At 71.9% G+C, this 228-nt stretch carries 1 protein-coding gene; it reads right to left on the bottom strand.

Annotated features, from left to right (window positions below):
- Nucleotides 1-228: glycine betaine ABC transporter substrate-binding protein (locus KVS71_RS19750; protein WP_302677838.1), on the bottom strand; the 228-nt coding region annotated here is incomplete at both ends.

Raw genomic sequence — 228 nt, 5'->3', positions numbered from 1 at the left:
CATGTAGGCGCCGCGCTGGCCGATGCTGAACTGGCGGTCGACGTCGAAGTCGGCGGCCTCGAGCGCCTGCGCGTAGATCACGGCGATGATCTCGTTCGAGTAGTAGGCCTGCGAGCCGATGACGATGGTGACGCTGCCACCACCGTCGCCGGCGTCGTCGGTGGGCGCGTCCAGCGGGGTGCTGTTGGCGCAGCCGGAGAGGGCGGGGGCGGCGGGGAGCGTGGCGCC

Source organism: Microbacterium sp. GbtcB4 (assembly GCF_019091465.1).
GTDB lineage: Bacteria > Actinomycetota > Actinomycetes > Actinomycetales > Microbacteriaceae > Microbacterium > Microbacterium paraoxydans.
This window is presented reverse-complemented; position numbering and strand designations above follow the sequence as displayed.